The sequence below is a fragment of the Rhodoferax sp. UBA5149 genome (assembly GCF_002413825.1).
In the GTDB taxonomy this organism is placed as follows: Bacteria; Pseudomonadota; Gammaproteobacteria; order Burkholderiales; family Burkholderiaceae_C; genus Rhodoferax.
The window spans coordinates 9,800-12,182 of the sequence record NZ_DHXT01000038.1; the positions used below are offsets into that span (position 1 = coordinate 9,800).

The window sequence follows — 2,383 nt, forward strand, 5'->3', positions numbered from 1 at the left end:
TGGGTGAAGGCAAGATCGAAATCAAGCGCACGGTCTGTACCCATTGTTCAGTCGGCTGTGCGGTCGATGCGGTGGTCGAAAACGGTGTCTGGGTGCGGCAGAATCCGGTGTTTGATTCCCCCATCAACCTCGGCGCCCATTGCGCCAAGGGGGCCGCCTTGCGTGAGCATGGGCACGGCGAGTACCGTCTGCGCTACCCGATGAAGTTGGTCGACGGCAAGTACGAACGCATCAGCTGGGACACGGCGTTGACGGAAATCAGCGCGAAGCTGATGGACTTGCGCAAGGCCAGCGGGCCGGACTCGATCTACTGGATCGGCTCCTCCAAGCACAACAACGAGCAGGCCTATCTGATGCGCAAGTTCGTGAGTTTTTGGGGCAGCAACAATTGCGATCACCAGGCCCGTATCTGCCACTCCACCACGGTGGCCGGTGTCGCCAATACCTGGGGCTATGGGGCCATGACCAACTCGTACAACGACATGCAAAACAGCAAGGTCGCGATGTACATCGGCTCCAACGCGGCCGAGGCGCACCCGGTCAGCATGCTGCACATGCTGCACGCCAAGGAGAATGGCTGCAAGATGATTGTGGTGGACCCGCGTTTCACCCGTACGGCCGCCAAGGCGGACGAGTACGTGCGCATCCGTTCCGGCTCCGATATTGCGTTTTTGTTTGGCTTGCTGCATCACATTTTCAAGAACGGCTGGGAAGACAAGCAGTACATCAACGACCGAGTCTTCGGCATGGACAAGGTCAAGGAAGAGGTGCTGGCCAAGTGGACGCCGGACAAAGTGGAAGAGGCTTGTGGCGTCACAGAGGCACAGGTGCTCAAGGTGGCGAGCTGGCTCAATGAGAATCGCCCCGGCACCGTCGTGTGGTGCATGGGGCAGACCCAGCACACCACCGGCAACGCCATCGTGCGGGCCTCGTGCATCCTGCAGCTGGCGCTGGGCAATGTGGGCAAGTCGGGCGGCGGCACCAATATATTCCGTGGTCACGACAATGTGCAGGGCGCCACCGACGTCGGCCCCAACCCGGATTCGCTGCCCGGCTACTACGGCATTGTGGAAGGCTCCTGGAAGCATTTCGCCAAGGCCTGGGGTGTTGATTTTGAATGGATCAAAGGCCGCTTTGCGTCGCCCGCCATGATGAGCAAGCCCGGCATCACGGTGTCGCGCTGGATTGACGGCGTGCTGGAGAAGAACGAGCTGATCGACCAGGATTCCAATCTGCGCGGCGTGTTTTATTGGGGCCATGCCCCCAATTCCCAGACCCGCGGTCTGGAGATGAAACGCGCCATGGACAAGCTCGATTTGCTGGTGGTGGTGGACCCCTATCCGTCGGCCACGGCGGCGATGGCGGCCATGCCGGGCAAGGCGGACGATCTGAATCCCAACCGCTCGGTGTACTTGTTGCCTGCTGCCACCCAGTTTGAAACCAGCGGCTCGGTCACGGCGTCCAACCGTTCTCTGCAATGGCGCGAAAAAGTGATTGAACCCCTGTGGGAGAGTCGCAGCGACCACATGATCATGCAGCAGTTCGCCGACAGACTGGGCTTTGGCAAAGAGCTGTCCAAGAACTACAAGATGCAAAAGGTCAAAGGCCTGGATGAACCCATGCCGGAGGACATCCTGCGCGAGATCAATGCCTCGATGTGGACCATTGGCTACACCGGCCAGAGCCCGGAGCGGCTCAAGGCGCACATGCGCAACATGCATCTGTTTGACGTCAAAACGCTCAAGGCCAAAGGGGGCAAGGACAAGGAAACGGGTTACGACTTCACCGGTGACTACTTCGGCCTGCCCTGGCCCTGCTACGGCAATCCTTCGCTCAAGCATCCGGGTTCGCCCAATCTGTACGACACCTCCAAGCACGTGATGGAGGGCGGCGGCAACTTCCGCGCCAACTTTGGCGTGGAGCGTGACGGCCAGAATCTGCTGGCCGAGGATGGCTCGTACTCCAAAGGTGCCGACATCACCACCGGCTACCCCGAGTTTGACTATGTGCTGCTGAAGAAGCTGGGTTGGTGGGACGACCTCACGGACACGGAGAAGGCGGCGGCCGAAGGCAAGAACTGGAAGACCGATATGTCGGGCGGCATCCAGCGCGTGGTGATGCAGGTGCACGGCTGCCATCCCTTTGGCAACGCCAAGGCGCGCGCCGTGGTGTGGAACTTCCCCGATGCGATTCCGCAGCACCGCGAGCCGCTCTACGGCATCCGGCCCGATCTGGTTGCCAAGTACCCGACGCACGATGACAAGAAGGCGTTCTGGCGTCTGCCGACGCTGTACAAGACGATTCAGGATAAGAACGTGGCCGACAAGGTGCACGAGAAGTTCCCGTTCATCATGACCTCGGGCCGCCTCGTCGAATACGAAGG

The 2,383-nt window shown here is 60.4% G+C and carries 1 protein-coding gene; it reads left to right on the top strand.

Annotation, left to right across the window (positions count from 1 at the left end; genetic code table 11):
- Positions 1-2,383, top strand: a 2,383-nt coding sequence (locus tag B3V69_RS02900; RefSeq protein ID WP_296443621.1) for a molybdopterin-dependent oxidoreductase, incomplete at both ends; no start/stop codon positions are given.